The 18,026-nt window shown below is 46.7% G+C and carries 15 protein-coding genes and 1 pseudogene; 12 read left to right on the forward strand and 4 right to left on the reverse strand.

All coding sequences use genetic code 11. The features are described 5' to 3' along the window. Window positions 1-152: 152 nt before the first annotated feature. The 7 genes and pseudogenes from ACHBIF_RS03910 to fni form a co-directional block, all read left to right on the forward strand. Window positions 153-721: pseudogene (locus tag ACHBIF_RS03910) on the forward strand (type I restriction endonuclease subunit R); the annotation flags it as partial. A 100-nt stretch (window positions 722-821) separates the two neighbouring features. Then, on the forward strand, window positions 822-2,306 hold the full coding sequence (thrC, locus tag ACHBIF_RS03915) for a threonine synthase (RefSeq protein ID WP_394718789.1): 1,485 nt from the start codon (window positions 822-824) through the stop codon (window positions 2,304-2,306). A gap of 308 nt (window positions 2,307-2,614) precedes the next feature. Then, entirely contained in the window at window positions 2,615-3,874 is a 1,260-nt protein-coding gene (locus ACHBIF_RS03920) for an MATE family efflux transporter (RefSeq protein WP_394718791.1), read from the forward strand. 160 nt (window positions 3,875-4,034) lie between these two features. Next, window positions 4,035-4,961, forward strand: a complete 927-nt coding sequence (gene mvk / locus ACHBIF_RS03925; RefSeq protein ID WP_394718793.1) for a mevalonate kinase — start codon at window positions 4,035-4,037, stop codon at window positions 4,959-4,961. A 1-nt stretch (window position 4,962) separates the two neighbouring features. After that, on the forward strand, window positions 4,963-5,988 hold the full coding sequence (mvaD, locus tag ACHBIF_RS03930) for a diphosphomevalonate decarboxylase (protein ID WP_394718795.1): 1,026 nt from the start codon (window positions 4,963-4,965) through the stop codon (window positions 5,986-5,988). 1 nt (window position 5,989) lies between these two features. Next, the gene (locus ACHBIF_RS03935; RefSeq protein WP_394718797.1) at window positions 5,990-7,069 is read left to right on the forward strand and encodes a phosphomevalonate kinase; all 1,080 of its coding nucleotides are present in this window, start codon (window positions 5,990-5,992) and stop codon (window positions 7,067-7,069) included. Window positions 7,070-7,078: 9 nt separating this feature from the next. After that, window positions 7,079-8,173, forward strand: coding sequence for a type 2 isopentenyl-diphosphate Delta-isomerase (gene fni, locus ACHBIF_RS03940; protein WP_125265955.1), 1,095 nt, complete (start codon window positions 7,079-7,081; stop codon window positions 8,171-8,173). 136 nt (window positions 8,174-8,309) lie between these two features. On the opposite strand, the gene ACHBIF_RS03945 is transcribed toward fni, so the two are convergent. Together ACHBIF_RS03945 and ACHBIF_RS03950 are read right to left on the reverse strand one after the other, a co-directional pair. Next, on the reverse strand, window positions 8,310-10,055 hold the full coding sequence (locus tag ACHBIF_RS03945) for an ABC transporter ATP-binding protein (RefSeq protein ID WP_394718799.1): 1,746 nt from the start codon (window positions 10,053-10,055) through the stop codon (window positions 8,310-8,312). Then, window positions 10,045-11,796, reverse strand: a complete 1,752-nt coding sequence (locus tag ACHBIF_RS03950; RefSeq protein ID WP_394718801.1) for an ABC transporter ATP-binding protein — start codon at window positions 11,794-11,796, stop codon at window positions 10,045-10,047. The genes ACHBIF_RS03945 and ACHBIF_RS03950 overlap by 11 nt, the downstream gene beginning before the upstream one ends. A gap of 419 nt (window positions 11,797-12,215) precedes the next feature. Here ACHBIF_RS03950 and ACHBIF_RS03955 point away from each other — a divergent pair, with 419 nt between their 5' ends. The 3 genes from ACHBIF_RS03955 to ACHBIF_RS03965 all read left to right on the forward strand — a co-directional run bounded on the left by ACHBIF_RS03955 (window position 12,216) and on the right by ACHBIF_RS03965 (window position 14,701). Next, window positions 12,216-12,482 (forward strand): ACT domain-containing protein, encoded by a 267-nt coding sequence (locus tag ACHBIF_RS03955; RefSeq protein WP_172095314.1) that lies wholly within the window; start codon window positions 12,216-12,218, stop codon window positions 12,480-12,482. Between the two features lie 10 nt (window positions 12,483-12,492). Next, window positions 12,493-13,830, forward strand: a complete 1,338-nt coding sequence (locus ACHBIF_RS03960) for a PFL family protein (protein WP_394718804.1) — start codon at window positions 12,493-12,495, stop codon at window positions 13,828-13,830. Between the two features lie 175 nt (window positions 13,831-14,005). Beyond that, window positions 14,006-14,701, forward strand: a complete 696-nt coding sequence (locus ACHBIF_RS03965) for a histidine phosphatase family protein (protein ID WP_170239822.1) — start codon at window positions 14,006-14,008, stop codon at window positions 14,699-14,701. Window positions 14,702-14,782: 81 nt separating this feature from the next. Here the strand turns inward: ACHBIF_RS03965 and ACHBIF_RS03970 are convergent, their stop codons facing one another. Continuing rightward, window positions 14,783-15,475, reverse strand: coding sequence for an ABC transporter permease (locus tag ACHBIF_RS03970; protein WP_394718806.1), 693 nt, complete (start codon window positions 15,473-15,475; stop codon window positions 14,783-14,785). Further along, window positions 15,459-16,355: an ATP-binding cassette domain-containing protein gene (locus ACHBIF_RS03975; RefSeq protein WP_394718808.1), complete on the reverse strand. Its 897-nt coding sequence runs from the start codon at window positions 16,353-16,355 to the stop codon at window positions 15,459-15,461. Before ACHBIF_RS03975 ends, ACHBIF_RS03970 begins: the two co-directional genes overlap by 17 nt. A gap of 98 nt (window positions 16,356-16,453) precedes the next feature. Between ACHBIF_RS03975 and ACHBIF_RS03980 the strand changes: the two genes are divergently transcribed. Then, window positions 16,454-17,314, forward strand: coding sequence for an Rgg/GadR/MutR family transcriptional regulator (locus ACHBIF_RS03980; protein WP_029187634.1), 861 nt, complete (start codon window positions 16,454-16,456; stop codon window positions 17,312-17,314). Window positions 17,315-17,568: 254 nt separating this feature from the next. Next, entirely contained in the window at window positions 17,569-17,832 is a 264-nt protein-coding gene (locus ACHBIF_RS03985) for a hypothetical protein (RefSeq protein WP_105097124.1), read from the forward strand. The last annotated feature ends 194 nt before the right edge of the window (window positions 17,833-18,026 follow it).

Below are 18,026 nucleotides of genomic sequence, written 5' to 3' on the forward strand. Positions count from 1 at the left end.
TGTTTTGGCTGGACTTGAGTAGTAAGTCTTATCGAGTTTAGCCGACAAATTTCAAAATGCCTCCAAAAGATTTGCATAGCATGACCCACTCTCATGAGTGGGTTGTGCTTTTGTTTTTATGTGATTCCGCGTGGCAAAAGTGAAATATGATATATCGTTCCGTTTACAATGATATTCGTGACTGGTATACTAACGAACGCCGCAATCAGGCTAAAAACGAATCGAAAATAGACTGGGATTCTGTAGTCTTCGAGGTTGAATTGCTCAAATCTCAAGAGATCAATCTGGATTACATCTTAGAATTGATTTTTGATACCAATAAGAAGGGAACGGATAAGGATACGTTGGTAGATGAGGTTGTGCGCACTATTCGAGCTAGTCTAGGTAATCGCGCCAAGGAAGATTTAATTGTTGCTTTTATTCATCAAAGTGATTTGGACAGCTTTGTGGATAGGTCTGACATTATTGAAAAGTTTTTCCTGTTTGCTCGCAAGGAGCAGAGCAAGGCTGTTGCTAATTTGATAGCTGAAGAATCCTTGCAGGAAGAGAATGCCCGTCGGTATATCCAAATCGCATTGCTAGCGAAAATGGCACGGAGTTGAACGAAACTCTGCCAAAAATGAGTCCTCTCAATCCAAACTATAGGACCAAGAAACAAACTGTTTTCGAGAAAATCAGTGCTCTTGTTGAAACATTTAAGGGAATTGGTGGGGAAATATAATGGAAAACCGAACCGCTGTTCGGTTTTTTCTCAAATCTTTCCAATTTTCTGTCAATTTATGGTAGAATAGGGGAAATAGATTTTTAGAGGATATTCGCCCATGACTTTAGTTTACCAATCCACCCGAGATGCTAACAACCGTGTTTCTGCCAGCCAGGCGATTTTGCAGGGCTTGGCGACAGACGGTGGTCTCTTTACACCGCTTTCTGCACCAGCAGTTGACTTGAATTTTGACCAGCTCAAGGACGCTTCCTACCAAGAAGTGGCTGAGCTGATTTTGTCGGCTTTCTTGGATGATTTTACCGCAGATGAGCTGGATTACTGTATCACCAATGCCTACGACAGCAAGTTTGACACACCAGCCATTGCCCCAGTGGTAAAACTAAAGGGCCAATACAACCTGGAGCTCTTCCGTGGTTCGACCATTGCCTTTAAGGATATGGCTCTGTCTATCCTGCCTTATCTGATGACGACGGCCGCCAAAAAGCATGGTCTGGAAAATGAAATTGTCATCCTGACCGCGACTTCTGGCGATACTGGGAAGGCGGCCATGGCAGGTTTTGCGGATGTGCCTGGCACCCGTATCGTGGTCTTTTATCCACGTGACGGTGTTTCCAAGGTGCAAGAGCTGCAGATGACGACCCAGACTGGTGATAATACTCATGTTGTAGCTATTGACGGTAATTTTGATGATGCCCAAACAGCGGTCAAATACATGTTCAACGATGTGGACTTGCGTGAAAAATTGGCAGCAAAGAAACTACAATTTTCATCAGCCAACTCTATGAACATCGGCCGTCTGGTGCCACAGATTGTCTACTATGTCTACGCCTACGCTCAGCTGGTCAAGACTGGCGAGATTGCGGCTGGCGACAAGGTCAACTTTACTGTACCGACTGGTAACTTCGGAAACATCCTGGCTGCCTACTATGCCCAGCAAATTGGCCTGCCGATTAACAAACTGATTTGTGCGTCCAACGACAACAATGTCCTGACTGATTTCTTCACGACCGGTGTTTACGACAAGAAACGCACCTTCCGCGTGACGACTAGCCCGTCCATGGACATCCTGGTATCGTCTAACTTGGAGCGCCTGATTTTCCATCTCTTTGGAAATGATGCAGCAAAAACAGCTGAGCTTATGGATCGTTTGGCTACAGATGGCCAGTATGACATCCAAAGGGCTGACGCGTCTATCCTATCTCTCTTTGATGCCGCCTTTGCGACGGAAGAGGAGACAGCGACGGAAATCAAGCGTGTTTATGAAGAGTCAGACTATATCGAGGACCCACACACGGCTGTTGCCTCCGCTGTCTATAAGAAGTATGTGGAGAAAACAGGCGACCAGACACCGACAGTTATCGCCTCTACAGCTAGTCCTTACAAGTTCCCAGTTGTGGCAGTCCAGTCTGTGACAGGGGAAACAGGTCTATCAGACTTTGAGGCGCTGGCTAAACTCCATGAAATTTCAGGTGTTGCCTTGCCACCGGCGGTGGACGGCTTAGAAATAGCTCCTGTCCGCCACACAACAATCGTTGCAGCAGCGGATATGCAGGTCGAAGTCGAGCGTTATTTGGGAGTATAATTGGAATATTCAAGGAGTGGGCAAAAGCCTAGACTCGATTTTTATAGTTCATGTCAACATCTCAGCGCAGTGGTTGATTGGCTTTCACAGTTTGGGGAACTGTGAAAGGTTGGAAATAAGGATTGCGTAGCAAACCTCATTTCGTTCGCGTTTTACGCTCCGGATCAGACCTAATGAATGATGCGAACTTTGTTCGCTCTATTTTCAACCTCCAAAGGTTCCCCAAACCGTTGGAGCTGTGCGGGGGTGGGCAGACGAACTCTTCTTAGCTTTGTCGAGTTCTTGCCCACTCCCTTTTTCTATGCCTTATGAAAAAAATTTATAAAGAAATAATCTCTATTGCCCTACCTGCCATGGGAGAAAATGTCCTGCAGATGCTGATGGGAATGGTAGATTCCTACCTGGTGGCAGGTCTGGGGATGGTTGCCCTGTCAGGTGTTTCCGTCGCCAACAATATTCTGGCTATTTACCAGGCCCTTTTCATCGCCCTGGCTGCTGCTATTTCTGCACGTCTGGCCCAATCCAGCAACCAAGGTGAGCAAGTGGTCGGAACCAGGATGACGGAAAGTCTCAAATTGACCCTACTTGTCAGCGGCATTTTGGGTTTAGTCGCTATTTTGGCAGGCCCTAGCTTGCTGGCTCTATTGGGAGCAGAGGCAGCGGTCGTAGAAACGGGCGGTCTCTATTTTACCCTAGTCGGCGGTGCTGTCGTTTTTCTAGGTCTTATGACCAGCCTCAGCGCCATTCTCAGGTCTCTTGGTAGGCCTGCCCTCCCCATGTATGTCAGCCTCTTGAGCAATCTCCTCAACATCCTGCTCTCCGCTTTCGCCGTTTTTGTGCTCCATGCTGGCGTGGCTGGAATTGCTGTCGGAACAGTTCTATCTCGTCTCATAGGTTGCCTGCTCCTTTGGTCGCAGTTGCCAGTTCCCTTGGCAGAATGGACCTGGTCCATGGATAAGGATTTGGTCAGACTTGCCCTCCCCGCTGCTGGAGAAAGGCTGATGATGCGGGCGGGGGATGTCATGGTGGTCAGCCTCATTGTCAGTCTGGGGACGGCTGTTCTAGCGGGAAATGCTATCGGGGAAACCCTGACCCAGTTTAACTACATGCCAGCCATGGGAGTGGCGACGGCCCTGGTCATCTTGACGGCTAGATACCGTAAGGATAAGACACAGGTTGCTCGATTGTTGCAAGCAGGTTTGTTCTTGTCCGTCGGCTGTATGGTTTTGGTTGCTGGATTAGCCTATTTATTTGGCCCGCAGCTTACTAGACTCTATACCGAAGACATTCTAGTGGGGAAAGCCAGTCAGACTGTTTTGTTTTATTCCCTGTTCGGTGTGCCGGTTACGGCGGCTACTCTGATTCTGACGGCTCTTTGGCAGGGATTGGGCAATGCCAAGCTCCCATTTTTCGCCACTAGTCTGGGCATGTGGCTGGTGCGGATACTTGGCGCCCTAATCTTGGTCAAGGTTTTCAAGCTAGGTTTGGATGCCATTTGGATTGCGACTATCCTGGACAATGCCTTTCGAGCTGGATTTTTGTATATTTGTTATAAAAAATGGCTTTAGCTTTCTTTAAGCTTGAAGGAGTATACTATAGTCAAGCTAGAAATAGCGAAATCTTTTTCATATAATCTCCTGGAAAACAGTCGGCGATGGTCGGCTGTTTTCACATTTTCTATTGATTTAAAAAAGTGGTATAATAGAGCTGATTGACAAGGAGACAGATATGACAGCAGTAGGAGCTTCGGCAGGAAAGATTATTTTAATGGGAGAGCATGCGGTGGTGTACGGTCAGCCGGCCATTGCCATGCCTTTTTCTGCTGTCCAGATTACTGCGACCGTTGCGGCCCAAGGGACTGCTCTAACCGTGACCTGTGATTTTTACCAGGGATTTGTCCACAAGATGCCCAAGATTTGGGAGAGTCTTAAGCACGCCATTCGCTTTTCCCTCTACCGCATCGGAGCACCGACCGACCCGGCCATTCATATCCAGATTAGTTCCACTATACCAGCAGAGCGGGGCATGGGCTCCAGTGCCGCAGTGGCAGTAGCGGTGGCACGCGCCCTCTTTGCCTACTACCAAAAGGAGTTGACCGACAGCGAGCTCTGGGACATCGTCCAGTCCTCGGAAAAGATTGCCCACGGCAACCCCTCAGGCATTGATGCAGCGACGACTAGCGGCAAGTCCCCCATTTATTTCGTCAAAAACCAGCCCATCCAACCTTTGGCCCTCAACCTCCAGGCCTATTTGGTCGTGGCTGACACCGGCGTCACCGGAAATACCCTTGAGGCTATCCTTGATGTTGCGACTCTTTTGGAAAATGAGCCAAAGGCCGTTCAGCTAGTGGAAGAACTAGGTTCTTTAACCCAGGCTGCTCGAGAGGATTTAGCCCATGATCAGGCAGAGCTTCTAGGTCAAAAGATGAGTCGAGCCCATGTCCTCTTACAAAAATTAGGCGTGTCAGACCCCAGCCTAGATAAACTGGTCAGCCTAGCCCAGACCCATGGAGCTCTAGGAGCCAAGCTGACCGGAGGCGGACGTGGCGGTTGTATGATTGCCCTTGTAAAAACAGAACAAAAAGCCCAGGAATTGGCCCGCATCCTCGCCCAAGCAGGCGCCAAGCAAACCTGGATCCAATACTTAGGAGAATAAGATGAGCCAGAAAATTGGCATTGCCCGTGCCCATACCAATATTGCCCTGATCAAATACTGGGGTAAGCGAGACAAGCAACTCTTCTTGCCAATGAACTCCAGCCTGTCACTGACCCTGGATGCCTTTTACACAGATACCAAGGTGATTTTTGACAGCGATTTAACGGCTGATGAGTTTTATTTAAATGGAATCATGCAAGATTCAAAAGAAATTTTAAAAATTTCGCGATTTTTGGATTTATTTTGCGAATATATAGGTAAGAGGACTTTTGCCCGAGTGGAAAGTCTCAATTTTGTTCCGACTGCGGCAGGATTAGCCAGCTCGGCCTCAGCCTTTGCGGCCCTGACCTTGGCTACCGCGACAGCTCTAGGTCTGAATTTGAGTCGAGAGGAATTGTCAACCCTTGCCCGTCGTGGTTCAGGCTCCAGCACCCGTAGCCTTTTCGGAGGTTTTGTTGAGTGGGATATGGGGACAGGTTCGGCAGATTCTATGGCCCATCCCATCGATGATGCGGACTGGGATATTGGCATGATTGTTCTTGCGGTCAATACAGGTCAGAAAAAGATTGCCAGCCGTGAAGGCATGGACCATACGGTCGCAACGTCCCCCTTTTACCAGGCCTGGGTGAACACCGCCAAGGAAGATTTGCAGGCTATTAAGCAGGCTATTGCGGACCGGGATTTTGAACAGGTCGGTCAGATTACCGAGCATAATGGCATGAAGATGCATGCTACCACCCTGTCTGCCAATCCGCCGTTTACCTATTGGTCGGCAGATAGTTTGCTGGCCCAGGAGGCTGTTCGTCAGGTCCGTGAGGAAAGCGGCCTATCAGCCTACATGACCATGGATGCGGGACCAAATGTCAAGGTTCTTTGCAGAGCCAGTCAAATGGCAGAGCTGGTCAATGCCCTATCTCAGTACCTCCCCAAAGAAAAAATCATTACCAGCCTACCAGGTCCTGCGGCCTATGTTTTGACAGAAGAGGACTGGCAAGGCTCCCAGCAGGCATTTGAAGAGAGGTCTTAGGATGCAGGTACAAGTACAAGCACCAGGCAAGCTCTTTCTGGCAGGGGAATATGCGGTGGTCGAGGCTGGTCAGCCAGCTGTCATTGCGGCAGTAGACCAGTATCTGACCGTGACCGCTCAAAAGTCAGACCAGGCCAGTATTCATTCTAGCCAGCAGTCAGACCTCTATCTGCCTTGGAGCCGTCAGGGAGCGACTATTGTTACCCATGGGGAAAATCCCTATCCACTGATTACGACAGCCATGCAGGTGACCGAGGCCTATCTGCGGACCAAGGGCTTGTCCTGTCAAGGAGCTTATGCCCTAGACATCCAGTCAGACCTGGACGACCAGGTATCAGGTACCAAGTACGGACTGGGTTCTTCAGGTGCGGTTACGGTGGCGACGGTCAGGGCGGTTTTGGTCTATTACCAACAGTCAGCTGAGCCCCTCTTGGTTTACAAGTTGGCTGCCCTGGCCCAGACCCAGCTGGGCATGACCGGTTCCTTTGGTGACCTGGCAGCTTCTAGCTTTGGGGGACTTGTGGCCTACCATTCTTTGGACCGGGCTTGGCTTTTGCAGGCAATGGCAGAGCAGTCCTTGGAGGACTTGTTAGTCTCTGATTGGCTGGGCCTGAAGATTGAATCTATCCAGCTACCCGCTCCCCTGCAACTCCTGGTTGGTTGGACGGGGTCGGCGGCCTCGACTGACAGTTTGGTCCAGCAGCTGGAAAGTCAGAAAAGCCAGGAGCAGAAGGATCGTATCCATAGCCAGTTTCTGGCCGACTCAAAGGCCTGTGTGGAGCAGTTTATCCTGGCCTGTCAGACAGGACAAGTGGCAGCGGTCAAGCAGGCTGTGGCAGAAAATCGCAGGCTCTTGCAGGATTTTTCAGCTGATATGGGCCTGGTCATCGAGACGCCTATACTGAGTCAACTGGCTAATCTGGCCCAGACTTATGGGGCGGTGGCCAAATCCTCAGGTGCAGGTGGAGGTGACTGCGGCATCTGCTTGGTAGACGGTAGGGAACAAAAAGAGATGATTGAGACGGCTTGGCGACAAGCCGGGATTCTTCCACTCCAACTAAACATCGCCATGCGTGAATAAGGAGATTTTATGTATTATTTTGGACAATTTGGCTTGGATCGTAAGGACCAGCATGTGGGGCTGGCCAACCAGCAGTATAGTAGTCAGTCGGCGTCGGACTTTGCCCAGACTCGTTTTGTGCACCATTCTTTGCCAGAGCTTAAGCTGGAGGATGTGTCCCTTGCGACCAGTGTGGCTGGTTTGGATTTTGCTCACCCATTTTTCATCAATGCCATGACGGGTGGAAGTGAAAAGACTGGGAAAATCAATCAGATGCTGGGGATTTTGGGGTGCTTTGGGAAGATTCCGCTGGCGTCGGGCTCTGTTAGTGCGGCCATTAAGGATCCTTCTGTGGCGGAGACCTTTTCTGTCATGCGTCGGGAAAATCCTCACGGAATTATTTTTGCTAACTTAGGTGCCCACCACGATGTGGACAATGCCAAGCGGGCTGTGGATTTGCTGGAGGCCAATGCCATTCAGATTCATGTCAATGCTCCTCAGGAGATTGTTATGCCAGAGGGGGACCGAGATTTCTCTATGTGGTTGAAGAATATCGAGATCCTGGTGCGAGAGCTGGATGTGCCTGTCATTGCCAAGGAAGTTGGCTTTGGTATGAGCCGGGAAACGGTGGCAAAATTGGCCTCGGTTGGTGTCCAGACAGTTGATATTTCGGGGACTGGTGGGACGGATTTTGCCAAGATTGAGAATGCCCGTCGGGCCTTTCATGATTACGACTACCTGGAGGGTTGGGGCCAATCAACGGTGGTATCTCTGGTGGAGGTCATGTCTCTGCCGGCTGACCGTCGTCCTCAGGTCATCGCCTCAGGTGGTATTAAAAATCCGCTAGATATTGTCAAAGCCCTAGCCCTTGGTGCTGACCTGGTCGGGATGTCCAATCACTTCCTGCAATTTGTAAAAGACGGCAAGGCAGACCGCCTGGAAGAGGCCATGCAGGCTATCGACCGCTACCAGACACAGATTGCGGAAATCATGACCATGCTGGGTGCTAAAACTGTGGCAGACTTGAGAAAGACCGACCTGATTCTAGCACCGGCTGTGCAGAATTGGTGTCAGGCACGTGGTATTGACTGGACGGCCTATGCAAGACGGTCAGCAGAAAAATAATACTCTTAGAAAATCACCTTATCCCTCGGAGCCTTGGTGACTGAAAGGCTCCGAGGGAGCTAGGCTAGATTGATTTTTATGGAATATAATAGAATAGAAAGAGGAGCACCTGGCTGAGGTGCTCCTTTTACAATCTTTACTCTGCCAATTGGCCTGCTTGCAATTGGTACATGCGTTGGTAGGTGCCTTTCATGGCCAAGAGTTGTTCGTGGTTGCCCGACTCGATAATCTTGCCCTTGTCCAAGACATAGATGCAATCGGCATCTTGGATGGTGGATAGGCGGTGGGCGATGGCAATGGTTGTCCGTCCTTGTCGCATTTTTTCCAGGGAATACTGGACAGTTTGCTCGGTTTCGGAGTCAATATTGGCTGTGGCCTCATCTAAAATCAGGATTTTAGGCTGGCTGGCCATGGTGCGAGCAAAGGCCAGCAATTGACGTTGTCCAGTTGAGAAGGCGGAACCTTTTTCGGTAACCAGGTGGTCATAGCCGTCTGGTAATTTTTCGATAAAGGGAGCAGCGTCCACAAAACGGGCTGCCTCCTCGACCTGCTCTCTACTGATATCCTGGTACATCTGGATATTGGAGGCAATGGTTCCGTGATAGAGGAAGGGGTCCTGCAAGACCAGACCGATATTTGACCGCAATTCCTGGGCAGGGAAGGTTCGGATATCCTGACCGTCAATCAGAACCCGCCCGGATTCAAATTCGTAAAAACGCATGAAGACGTTGATAATAGACGATTTTCCAGAACCGGTCGCGCCGACAAAGGCGATAGTCTGGCCTTTCTTGACCTGAAAAGAAACCTTGTCAAGGATTTTCCGTTTGCCGTCGTAGGAGAAGGAAACGTCCTCAAAAACGATATCTCCCTGGCTGATACAGGCTCCCTGGTCAACCTGCTGGGGTTCCTCAATGGTCTGGTCCATAAGGGTAAAGACACGACCGGCCGAAACCATGGAGGTTTGCAGGGTAGAGAAATGCTGGGTGACCTCCAAAAGCGGGTCGAAGAGGCGGTTAGCATATTGGATGAAGGCGTAAATCATCCCAGCAGATACAGTAGCGTCTGACCAGTCCAAGCCGAAGTAGCTAATCAGCAGGGCATAGGTCAAAATCTTAATCAGCGATAGGGCAGGACGGAGGAAGAGACTGTCCAGGGCCATAGACTTGCTAGCATAGGCCAGGTGTTCCTGGTTGATAGCCTCAAATTCCTCAGTTAGACGTTTTTCCTGAGAAAAGGCCTGAATAATCCGGATGCCCTCGATAGACTCTGCTAGCTTGCTGTTGATGTTGCTGAGGAGACTGCGTGTCTTAGCGACGACAGGAGCGGATTTTTTGCGGTAAAGATTGACCAGGATGAAGATGACGGGGAGGAAAAGTACCAGCATGGAGGTCAATTTCCAGTCCAGGGCAAACATGGTATAGAGAGTAACCACGATGACAAAGAGGGCTGAAATAAAGCTGGATAGGATTCCTGAGAACATCTCTGAGATACTTTCCGTGTCATTGGTCAGGCGAGACACGATAGAACCGCTCGGTGTTTGGTCGAAATAGGCCATGCCTAGAGATTGTACCTTGCCAAAGGCATCCCGACGAATATCTCGGACTACGCTATAGGAAACCTTGGCAAACCAAATATTGCCTAGATACTGAAAGAGCATCTGCACCAGATAAAGCCCAAAGTAGGCAGCCAGAATCATGGTCCCAGACTGGGAGATATGTCCGATATAATTGTCAATAAAGTGGGAGGCTAGAAGGGGAATGATGCTGCGAACAACAGTCGTCAGCAAGAGAAAGGTCAGGGCTGCAGCAGTTAGGAGCGAGTAGGGTTTGAGATAGGATAGGAGGCGCCAGAAAACGCCTTTTTCTTTTGATTTAGCTTGCATTTTCTTCCTCCATTTCCAGTTGTTGCATCATGTAGGTGTCGTAGTACCAGGCTTGATTTTCCAAGAGTTCCTGGTGGGTACCCCGCTCGGCGATTTTTCCGTCTTCCATAACCAAAATCAAGTCAGCATGGACTACAGCTGAGAGCCGGTGGGCTGTGATGATAGTGGTCTTGTCCAGACGGCTGCTCTTGATATTTTCGATAATAGCATGTTCTGTCTTGGCATCGACTGCTGATAGGGAATCATCCAAAATCAGGATGTCAGGGTTGAGAATCATGGCACGGGCCATGGCTAGACGTTGTTTCTGCCCACCAGATAGGGAAATCCCTTTCTCACCGACCATAGTCGCAAAGCCGTCAGGCATGTCTTCGATGTCTGCATAGACATGGACAGTTTTGGCCGCCTCTTTGATGTGCTGCAATTCCAAATCAGGGTCGCCAAAGCAGATATTGTCCGCAACACTGGCCGCAAAGAGAAATTGGTCCTGGGGAACATATCCCATAAGGGCACGCAGGTCTGCCAGGCGGTAGTTTTTGATATCCTGCCCGTTTAGGGAAATAGCGCCCTGGTCTACATCATATTCCCGTAGGAGGAGCTTGATGAGACTGGTCTTGCCAGAACCTGTTGGACCAACCAGGCCGATAGTCTGACCTTTTTCAATGCTGAAGTGAATATCTTCTAAAGTAGGCTGCTCAGAATCCTTATCGTAAGAAAAGCGGTCGACCTTGTAGGAGATTTGTCCATTTTCTGGCGCTGGCAGAGGCTTGCTGGCCTCTTTTACATCAGAATGAACATCCAGTAAACTCTGGATGCGGTCGTAGGAAACAGCACCACGCTGGGTAATATTAAAGAGGAAACCGATAGCCATGAGGGGCCAGACCAGCAGGTCCAGGTAAGTCATAAAGGTGACCAATTGCCCTAAGGTAACCTGGCCCTGGGCGATGAATTGGGAGCCAAAAATCAAGGTGAGAACATAGGAGAGTCCGACAAAGAAGAGGACAGCTGGGTCGAAGAGGGAATCGTAGCGCATGGTCTTGAGGTTTTGGAGGTAGGCTGTCTGGTTGACCTCTTGAAAGGCCTTGCTTTCCTGCTCTTGGTAGCCGAAGGACTTGGTGACTTTGATACCAGACACAGATTCCTGGACCTTATTGTTCAGCTCTGAAAAGGCAGCTTGAGAGGCCTTGAAATTTTCATGAGTGCGGCGGCCCAGATAGCTGGTCGTCATAGCCATGAAGGGCAGGGGCAGGATAGCTACCAGGGTCATTTGCCAAGAAATCAGAAAACTCATGGTTACCAGGGTCACCACAGCGGTCACGGTCGCATCGACGAAGGACATAACACCGCCTCCTGCGAGACGGGTCAAGGCATTGATATCATTGGTAGCATGGGCCATGAGGTCACCGGTCCTGTGATTTTGGAAAAACGAGGGCGACATATTCATAAAATGCTCAAAGAGGCGAGCCCGCATAATTTTTCCTAGACGAAAAGAGGTGGCCAGGATATTCATTCGCCAGACATAGCGGAGGGTGTACATGCCAAAGCCAGATAGGATAAGCCCCAGTACGCCCAAGAGGAGTCCCTGTCCTGTCAGTGCACGGCTGTCGATTTGGTCAATGATTTCTCCCATAATATAGGCCGGCAGCAGGTTGAGGAGACTGACCAGACACAGAGAGATAATGCCAAGGAGGTAGCGCTTTTTCTCTAGCTTAAAAAACCACCAGAGTTGTTTGACAATTTTCATAATCATCCTTTCTTTTATTTCATAGAGTTTGGGCAAAATAAAGGTTGGATATCTTTTCTAAGATTCCAACGGATAGTTCCTGTTTTTTGTTAGAGATTGAGGTAGCGTAGCAAACTCCGTTTATTCGCGTTATAGGCTCCGAACCAGTCATAACGAATGATACGGACTCTGTTCGCTCCCTCTCCAACTTCCAACAGTCTCTCCCCAGACTGTGGAGTCATACAGGTTATAAATGTACATTCCAGTGTAACATACTATTCAGAAAAAGGAAAGTAAGTAGCCATGAGGACTATTTTTTGAGATTGTCCTTGTCTTTCAGATAAACTGGAGAGGCGAACATTTCGAGGTCAATATGTCCTAGCAATTCCGTTTTCCTCTTATTTGTGGTAAAATAGGAAAAAATTTTATGAGGTAGAAACATGAAAGCTATTGTTACAGTTGTCGGAAAAGATAAGACAGGTATCGTGGCAGGTGTTGCAAGCAAACTTGCGGCCTTGGAGCTCAATATCGATGACATTTCACAGACCGTTTTGGATGAGTATTTTACCATGATGGCGGTGGTATCGGCTGATGGGAAGAAGGATTTCACAGCCTTGCGTGCAGAGCTTGAGGCCTACGGTCAGGAGCTCAATGTGAAAATCAACATTCAAAGTGCGGCCATTTTTGATGCTATGCACAACTTGTAAGAGGTAGACCATGGATATTAGACAAGTTACTGAAACCATTGAGATGATCGAGGAGCAGCACTTCGATATTCGAACCATTACTATGGGAATTTCCCTCCTAGACTGTATTGATTCGGATATTGATAAGGCTGCGGAGAAGATTTATACAAAAATTACGACCAAGGCCAAGAACTTGGTGGCTGTTGGTGATGAGATTGCGGCTGAGTTGGGGATTCCGATTGTCAACAAGCGCGTGTCTGTGACGCCGATTTCCCTGATTGGTGCGGCGACAGATGCGACGGATTATCTGCCTTTGGCTCGTGCCTTGGATAAGGCTGCCCATGAGATTGGTATTGACTTTATTGGTGGATTTTCAGCTTTGGTGCAAAAAGGCTATCAAAAAGGTGATGAAATTCTCATTAACTCGATTCCGCAGGCTCTGGCGCAGACATCCAAGGTTTGTTCGTCAGTCAATATCGGGTCTACCAAGTCTGGTATTAACATGACAGCGGTTCGCGATATGGGGCGGATCATCAAGGAGACGGCTGAGGCATCTGATATGGGTGCTGCCAAGTTGGTAGTCTTTGCCAATGCCGTTGAGGACAATCCTTTCATGGCGGGTGCCTTTCACGGTGTCGGTGAGGCAGACGTGGTCATCAACGTCGGCGTGTCTGGTCCTGGTGTGGTCAAGCGGGCCTTGGAAAAAGTTCGTGGCGAGAGTTTTGATGTGGTCGCAGAAACGGTTAAGAAAACAGCCTTCAAGATTACCCGTATCGGTCAGTTGGTCGGTAATATGGCCAGCGAACGTCTGGGTGTCAAGTTCGGTATCGTGGACCTGTCTCTTGCTCCGACGCCAGCTGTTGGCGACTCAGTGGCACGGGTTTTGGAGGAAATGGGCTTAGAAACCGTTGGTACGCACGGGACAACAGCTGCCCTTGCTCTTCTCAATGACGCTGTTAAAAAGGGCGGTGTTATGGCTTGTAACCAGGTCGGCGGTTTGTCTGGTGCTTTTATCCCTGTATCTGAGGATGAGGGCATGATTGCGGCGGTGCAAAATGGCTCGCTCAACCTTGAAAAACTAGAGGCCATGACAGCTATCTGTTCTGTTGGTTTGGACATGATTGCTATTCCAGAAACAACGCCAGCTGAAACTATTGCTGCCATGATTGCGGATGAGGCAGCTATTGGCGTTATCAATCAGAAAACCACTGCGGTCCGTATTATTCCACTTGGAAAAGAAGGGGACATGATTGAATTCGGTGGGCTTCTGGGAACAGCTCCTGTTATGAAGGTCAATCAGGCTTCGTCTGCTGACTTTATCAACCGTGGCGGACAAATTCCAGCTCCAATTCATAGTTTTAAGAACTAAAAACGTAAACCGATTGCGACAAGCAGTCGGTTTTTTGCTATACTATAGTCGAGTGAATTAGCTTTCAGACAAGGAACCGAGGTGCAGGTAGTACTAGAGTACAGCAAGCCGAAAGTGACGATGTATCAAAGCTAATTCAAATGACTATATAGTAAGAAAAGACAAGGAGAACACTATGGCAGACGTAAGATTATATATTTCTCGACATGGGAAAACCATGTTTAATACCATCGGGCGCGTGCAGGGTTGGTGTGATACACCGCTGACCAAGGCTGGTGAGGAAGGAATTCGTGAACTGGGCTTGGGGCTCAAGGATGCAGGCATTGATTTTAAACTAGCCGTATCCAGTGACCTGGGGCGGACCGTTCAGACCATGACCATCGCCCAGCGTGAGTTGGGAATTTTAGGAAAAATCCCATATTACCAAGACAAGCGTATCCGTGAATGGTGCTTTGGTAGTTTCGAGGGCATGTATGATGCCGAGCTTTTCCAAGGTGTCCTGCCTCGTTTGAAAGGGACAGTTGATGCGACAGGCATGTCCTTTGCGGAAATTGCAGCAGGTATCCAAGAAGCAGACACCGCTGGCTGGGCGGAATCATGGGAAGTTTTGAGCAATCGTATCTTGACAGGCTTTGAGGCTATCGCCCAAGACTTGGAAAAGCAAGGCGGCGGCAATGCCCTTGTGGTCAGTCACGGTATGACCATTGCAACCCTAGCCCATCTGTTGGAGCCAGAGCGTGGAGCCAATGTCTTCCTGGATAACGGCTCAATTACCGTCCTCAAATACGAAAATGGCAAGCTTTTAATTGAAGCAGTTGGCGACCTATCCTACCGTAAACGTGGAGCAGAATTGATCGCCCAAGGGGAATAGATGTGAAATGAAAACATGTATGTCATACGTTTTTTCTGATGTGTGACATACATGTTTTTTATATATGAAATCTAAGCTACATCATTTTAACTCTTTCCTACTAAAGATAAAGTAACTCAGATAAAGGTAGATGAGGGTAGCCATAAAGCTAACACCCATGGATAACCTTGAAATATGTTCCCCTTGTTGGAGGGAAAGGAATAGAAAATAATCTGTTGGTAATCTCATACGGAGTAGGTTACTGGTAATGAGGTTAGTGATATTGTCAAAAAGAAGGCTGATTAAACTAAAGATAAGATAGGCTTGATTGACCTTATTGGACTTGACAAATATCAGGATGGATAACAGAGAGATGCAGATAAATAAAGGTGTTTGAGCAATGAAACTTTGTATTATTACTGCAAAATCAACACGATCACCTAGAAGTAAGCCAACACTGCTGCTCAATAAATAGGCTAGAAGGATATAAGCGAGATCTAGTACAAGGGTTGCTAAGACTTTATAGAAAAACACCCTTTTTCTTGTTTGTTGCTTGATAATAATATTATTGATGGTACGGTAAGTAAAATCTTCTCCAAAGAATAGGTTGGCTGGAACGATAAAAAATAGTGTGATAAATTGAGAAAGCAATTGAATAAGAGAGCTAGTGAAGTCTTCGTTGCCATGTAGCAAAAAAGCGGATAAAAAGGACAGTAAAGCCAATATTCCCAATGAAATCGTTAATCTCTGTTCTTTTTGAATCTTAAATAAATCAGCTTTAAAGTAATGTATCATGCTCTTCTCCTTCTTGAATCAATGTCAGGTAATAATCTTCAAATGACATTTGTTGTTTAAAAATTTCTTTGACCTCAATCTCATGGTTTATCAAGAGATGAATGAGGCTCATAACATTCGTATTTGATGGCAGACTGATATAATCCTTATCTATTTTGTAAGCGATGCCCTGCTCTTCAAGGATAGTCAAGGTCTTAGGATGGTTGTTCGTTTGTAGATAGAGCTGTTCTTCTAGGGTTTGTTCAAGCTCTTGCTTTGAGAATTCTTTGACGATAAGACCCTTATGCATGATAATGTAGCGATCAACCACCATCTCAAGCTCTGATAGGATATGACTGGAGATAAGGATGGTCATCCCATATTGATTTCGAAGATTTAAAATAATACTTCTCATCTCTTTGATTCCAACAGGGTCAAGACCATTAATCGGTTCGTCTAGGATTAAAAAGTCAGGCTTATCTAGAATAGCTAAGGCAATAGCTAAACGTTGACGCATTCCCAGTGAAAAATCTTTGGATTTTTTCTTAGGATCCACATCCTCTAAACCAACAATTGCTAATGTCTCTAAGATTTTTTCATCCGCTTGCTTGAGATTTAATTGCAGAGACATGTAACGAAGATTATCAATCGCAGATAAATTAGGTTGTAGAGCAGGGGATTCAATTAAAGCTCCAATACGACAATCTTTTGAACTATTAATGGTACCTGAAGTTTGGGAAATGAGGCCCGATAACATTCTGAGAAGCGTTGTTTTCCCAGCACCATTTTCACCGACTAAGCCACAGATTTCTCCTTTATTAATAGTCAAGGAAACCTGCTGAACGGCCTTTTGTTTCCCATATTGCTTTGATAATTCTTGGGTAGATAAGAGAGATGACATAACTACCTGCCTTTCTATAAAAAAATGATAAATCTATGATATACTAGATTCAAAAGTTAGCAAATTTCGTTACATAAATGTAACTCGTGGAGAATATAATGGGAACTTACGGAAAAATTTTTAAACTCATTCGTGAATCAAAAAATATGTCTCTAAAAGAAGTGGCAGGGGATTTCGTGACACCTGCTCAGTTATCACGCTTTGAAAATGGAAAGAGTAATCTTTCTGTAGATACATTTTTTAATTGTTTGAGACGGATGAATGTGGTAGAGGGCGAATTTTCTACCCTCTACCAGTCCTACTTTCAGATAGATAATTTGTTTTCATCAGAGCGATTTGTCCGTGCAGTTTATAGTCACAATACTCAGTATATGGATGATAGAATTTTGTACCATCAAGCAGAGTATGATAGGGATGGACGTCCGTTTGATAGGGTGATGGTTGCAGCCTTTCATATTTTTAAGCAACAATGGTGTGATCCTGATTATGATGTTTCTGAGGATGAAAAAGCTATTCTATCGGACTATTTAATGTCCATAGATGATTGGGGGAAATTTGAACTCTGGATTTTCGGAAATTGTAGCAGAGGTCTTCCTAGCAAAATGTTGGAAGTTCTGGGAATGGAAGTTCTCAATCGAACAAAGTTTTATATGGACATCACAGAAAACAGAGATAATGTCTATAAGGTGCTCATCAATATTTCGAGTAGTTTGTTAGATAGGGGAGAGGAGATTGCTGCGATTCGCTTTCTCAAAATTCTTGACTCTGTCAATATCATGGAAAAGAATATGCGGGATCGCTTGCTGCTTAAGCTCCTAAAAGCACGCTTGTCCTACATGAATGGAAATGATGGTGGCCTAGAAATAATGAAGGAATGCCTGCATATTGCCAAATTTTTAGATTGCTATGATTTAATCCACCAGATCAATAAGGAAATTGAGAAAGTTACAGATATGTAATGAATTTTAAGTGGATCGTCATTTCCTGTAAGATAATACTTGTAAGTTTTACAACTTTACAAAACAATGTTTAGAAACTGTATTCACAAGAAAAGTGCTTTTAGAGAAGAGATGGTTTTTCGCTAATCAAGGCAGTTTTTTGAGGGAATACTAACTGTATTTTGAAAAAAACGAGCGGTGAGTAGCTGAAAAGCTAGCCTTAGCTAGAAGTGCTGAACTGTGAATACAGTTTCTCAATTATCTTGGAGGAAATAATGATGAAGAAATTACTTGTTTTAGGTGCTCTTGCAATGCTAGGTTTTGTAACTTTTGGGTTTCTAACAACTAATAGCAGTTCAGCAAGTGCTGAAACGGAGGGCAAGGTAGTTCTGTTTGGAAAAGTCGATTTTTCAGACGATGAAGAACAAGACACGGATGAGGAAAGGGAAGAAGTAGCGACGGAGAGCGATGATGTCAGCTGGCTTGAGAACTTTATCACGACACATAAAACACCATTTTCTAAAACAATCAAGAAATGAAATCAGGGATATTCTCTGATTTTTTTCTTGATTTATATATCGAGATGCGATACACTTTATGTATCGAAGTTCGATGTATCGTAGTGCGAAAGGAGTTTTATGAACGATAAGTTAAAAGGTTCTGTTGCAAAGTTTTAAATCTACTATCAAATAAGGTAGAATAATAGAAAAAGATAGCAGGAGGAATGACGATG

The sequence above is a fragment of the Streptococcus sp. A11 genome (assembly GCF_043674225.1).
GTDB classification, from domain to species: Bacteria; Bacillota; Bacilli; order Lactobacillales; family Streptococcaceae; genus Streptococcus; species Streptococcus suis_V.

Bases quoted from the DNA above. Each gene is read 5' to 3' on its own strand.
- thrC (WP_394718789.1), top strand. From the start codon at position 822: ATGACTTTAGTTTACCAATCCACCCGAGATGCTAACAACCGTGTTTCT.
- ACHBIF_RS03920 (WP_394718791.1), top strand. From the start codon at position 2,615: ATGAAAAAAATTTATAAAGAAATAATCTCTATTGCCCTACCTGCCATG.
- mvk (WP_394718793.1), top strand. From the start codon at position 4,035: ATGACAGCAGTAGGAGCTTCGGCAGGAAAGATTATTTTAATGGGAGAG.
- mvaD (WP_394718795.1), top strand. From the start codon at position 4,963: ATGAGCCAGAAAATTGGCATTGCCCGTGCCCATACCAATATTGCCCTG.
- ACHBIF_RS03935 (WP_394718797.1), top strand. From the start codon at position 5,990: ATGCAGGTACAAGTACAAGCACCAGGCAAGCTCTTTCTGGCAGGGGAA.
- fni (WP_125265955.1), top strand. From the start codon at position 7,079: ATGTATTATTTTGGACAATTTGGCTTGGATCGTAAGGACCAGCATGTG.
- ACHBIF_RS03945 (WP_394718799.1), bottom strand. From the start codon at position 10,055: ATGCAAGCTAAATCAAAAGAAAAAGGCGTTTTCTGGCGCCTCCTATCC.
- ACHBIF_RS03950 (WP_394718801.1), bottom strand. From the start codon at position 11,796: ATGAAAATTGTCAAACAACTCTGGTGGTTTTTTAAGCTAGAGAAAAAG.
- ACHBIF_RS03955 (WP_172095314.1), top strand. From the start codon at position 12,216: ATGAAAGCTATTGTTACAGTTGTCGGAAAAGATAAGACAGGTATCGTG.
- ACHBIF_RS03960 (WP_394718804.1), top strand. From the start codon at position 12,493: ATGGATATTAGACAAGTTACTGAAACCATTGAGATGATCGAGGAGCAG.
- ACHBIF_RS03965 (WP_170239822.1), top strand. From the start codon at position 14,006: ATGGCAGACGTAAGATTATATATTTCTCGACATGGGAAAACCATGTTT.
- ACHBIF_RS03970 (WP_394718806.1), bottom strand. From the start codon at position 15,475: ATGATACATTACTTTAAAGCTGATTTATTTAAGATTCAAAAAGAACAG.
- ACHBIF_RS03975 (WP_394718808.1), bottom strand. From the start codon at position 16,355: ATGTCATCTCTCTTATCTACCCAAGAATTATCAAAGCAATATGGGAAA.
- ACHBIF_RS03980 (WP_029187634.1), top strand. From the start codon at position 16,454: ATGGGAACTTACGGAAAAATTTTTAAACTCATTCGTGAATCAAAAAAT.
- ACHBIF_RS03985 (WP_105097124.1), top strand. From the start codon at position 17,569: ATGATGAAGAAATTACTTGTTTTAGGTGCTCTTGCAATGCTAGGTTTT.